The following is a 2,996-nucleotide window of genomic DNA, read 5'->3' on the forward strand; positions in this document are numbered from 1 at the left end:
AAGAAGGGTATGTTCGAATTATGATGTATATATTGGGGAAAATATTTAAATGTGTCATACAAATAGGCTTGATATTTTTAATGTGTTGTATTAATATTAACTTAACAAATATATAAAGCGTTTTCATTCTAATTTTCGGAAGGAGTCTGGAAAATATGGGAACTTTAATCTGTAAGCACTGTAACTCTACAATTGATCATTTTGTAGATGAGAAAGTTACAACCCTTTATTCTCAATGTTCTGCACATTGCCATGATGAAGAAGGCGAAAAAGAATAGTAGATAGATAGATGAATAGAAGGATTCCCATCCTTTTTTTAAAATGACGAAGCAGCAATAAGCACCCAAACAGTTGTCAGGGTGCTTGTTGCTGCTTATTTTATTGCTTTATGTTCCTTAATGACGCGAAGTGAATTCATATCTGGATCTTCTGGTCCTTGAACAGGGAGGCCAGCTTGAATATTGGTTTGGATATAATCAAGATTTTCCTGCGTAATAATTTCACCAGGTATGAAAATTGGAATGCCGGGCGGGTATACCATCACAAATTCAGCGATGATCCGACCAACCGTTTCGTTAAAAGGTACAACTTCAGTTTCGGCATAAAATGCATCCCGAGGTGTTAAGGCCAGCAGAGGGATGGAAGGAAGCAAAACTTCAGCAGCCAATGTGTTTTTATCTGTTAAAGGTGCAAATTCAGCAGAAAGATTACTTAAGGCATTAAGAAGGATTTCAGCTTCAATTGATGTGTCTCCAGGTGTGATGATACATAAAATATTATATAAATCGGATAGTTCCACTTCAATATTATAGGTTTTACGAAGCCATTTTTCTACTTCATATCCTGTAATTCCTAGTTCCTTAACAGAGATAATTAGTTTAGTAGGATCAAAATCAAATGTAGCTTTTGATCCAATAATTTCTTCTCCTACACAATGAAGTAAAGGAATTTCATTAATCGCAGTTCTGAGCGATCGAGACAGCTTAATTGTTTCATCGATTAATTGATACCCTTCTGTTGCAAGCCTCTTACGTGCAACGTCAAGAGAGGCCAGCAGGATGTACGAAGTCGATGTGGTTGTCATCATGCTTAGAATAGATTGTACATGATTAGCAGAAACAAGACCTTCTCGGACGTTTAATACAGAACTTTGGGTCAGTGAACCACCAAGTTTATGAACGCTTGTAGCGGCCATATCAGCTCCTGCCTGCATTGCAGATAAGGGAAGTTCATCATGAAAATGAATATGGACACCATGAGCCTCGTCAACTAAAACAGGCACATGATAAGAATGAGCAATTTCTACGATCCTTTTTAAATCAGCTGATATTCCGAAGTACGTCGGATTAATCACAAGTAATCCTTTTGCATCCGGGTGAGCGCTCAGTGCATGTTCTACAGACTCGGTTGTAATCCCATGTGAAATCCCAAGGTTATTATCAATTTCAGGATGAATAAAGATCGGTACAGCCCCAGAAAATACGATTGCTGTCATGATGGACTTATGAACATTTCTAGGGATAATAATTTTATCTCCTGGTCCGCATACGGCCATTATCATGGTCATAATGGCTCCGCTTGTACCCTGTACGGAGAAAAATGTGTGATCTGCTCCAAAGGCTTCTGCTGCTAGGTCTTGAGCTTCTTTTATAATTCCCTTTGGCTGATGCAAGTCGTCCAAGGGGGCGATATTTATTAAATCAATGGATAAGGCATTATCTCCGATAAATTCACGAAATTCTGGATCGATGCCTTGCCCCTTTTTATGGCCTGGAATATGAAATTGTACGGGGTTCTTTGCTGCGTGTTTTTTAAGACCTGTAAATAATGGTGTTTCAAATTGGGACAATTCTTCTAGCCTCACTTCTGAAAAAATTTGCAATAATAAAACAAATGAATTATAGCATGGATAAGAACTTGTGTATAGGTTTTTACTGGAAGGATTGGAAAGGATAGAGCACATGACCGAAGATTATATACAGAAGGATATGGAAGGTTTTTTCTAGTCATCTGTACTTGATTTAGTTACACTATATTTACATGATATAGTTATTAAAAAAGGGGGAAATTTAATGGAATGGAAAACAAGGGTTACGGAAGTGTTTGGAATAACCTATCCAATTATTCAAGGTGGACTTGCGCACTTGGCCTATGCTGAACTTGCGGCGGCAGTGTCTAATGCTGGGGGATTAGGGCAGGTGACGGCTATGTCGCTTGACAGCCCGGAACAATTGCGTGAGGAAATTTTAAAAACAAAATCGTTGACAGATAAACCTTTTGGCGTTAACTTTGCTATTGGTCAGCATGGAAGGTCATACGAACATTTTTTAGAGGCTGCGCTTAAGGAGAATGTAGCAGCGGTCTCCGTAACAGGGGGGAACCCTGTTCCATTTATGAACCTTGTTAAAGATACCCCAGTAAAAAAACTGGTTTTAGTTGCAGCAAGAAAACAGGCTGTTAAAGCTGAACAGTCTGGTGCTGATGCGGTAATGGTTGTTGGCCATGAAGGGGGAGGACACCTTGGCAGAGATGATGTCGGCTCAATGGTATTAGTACCTCAAGTAGTTGACTCTGTTTCAATCCCTGTAATCGCTTCAGGCGGTTTTGGCGATGGTCGTGGGTTAATGGCAGCACTTGCACTGGGGGCAGAAGGTATTGAAATGGGAACAAGGTTTATTGCCACTAAAGAATGTGTACATGCTCATGAGGCTTATAAAAAGGCGCTCATTGAGGGGAATGAATATGATACAGTAGTAATTAAACGATCTATTGGTGCACCAGCACGAGCTATTGCAGGTGCATGGACAGATCAAATCCTGAAAATTGAACAGGAAAATGGCGGTTATGAACAATTAAAGGAATACATAAGCGGTCAAACTAATCAAAGATATATATTTGAAGGAAAAGAAGAGCAAGGATTTGGTTGGGCTGGCCAAGTAATGGGCCTTATTAAGGACGTTCCCGCCACGCATGAATTATTTAAAAGAATTATTGAC

3 protein-coding genes are annotated in these 2,996 nt (G+C 39.4%); 2 read left to right on the forward strand and 1 reads right to left on the reverse strand.

What is annotated here, in order from left to right; translation table 11 throughout:
* The first annotated feature begins 155 nt into the window (after positions 1 to 155).
* The gene (locus AC52RT_RS06175) at positions 156 to 278 is read left to right on the forward strand and encodes a GapA-binding peptide SR1P (RefSeq protein ID WP_495539935.1); all 123 of its coding nucleotides are present in this window, start codon (positions 156 to 158) and stop codon (positions 276 to 278) included.
* Between the two features lie 95 nt (positions 279 to 373).
* On the opposite strand, the gene AC52RT_RS06180 is transcribed toward AC52RT_RS06175, so the two are convergent.
* Entirely contained in the window at positions 374 to 1,849 is a 1,476-nt protein-coding gene (locus tag AC52RT_RS06180) for an aminotransferase class I/II-fold pyridoxal phosphate-dependent enzyme (RefSeq protein ID WP_495539936.1), read from the reverse strand.
* A 223-nt stretch (positions 1,850 to 2,072) separates the two neighbouring features.
* Here AC52RT_RS06180 and AC52RT_RS06185 point away from each other — a divergent pair.
* Positions 2,073 to 2,996, forward strand: a 924-nt coding sequence (locus AC52RT_RS06185) for an NAD(P)H-dependent flavin oxidoreductase (RefSeq protein WP_495539937.1), incomplete at its 3' end; no start/stop codon positions are given.

It is taken from the genome of Peribacillus sp. (assembly GCF_059453735.1).

Coding starts and splice junctions, on each gene's coding strand:
- AC52RT_RS06175 (WP_495539935.1), top strand. CDS start 156: ATGGGAACTTTAATCTGTAAGCACTGTAACTCTACAATTGATCATTTT.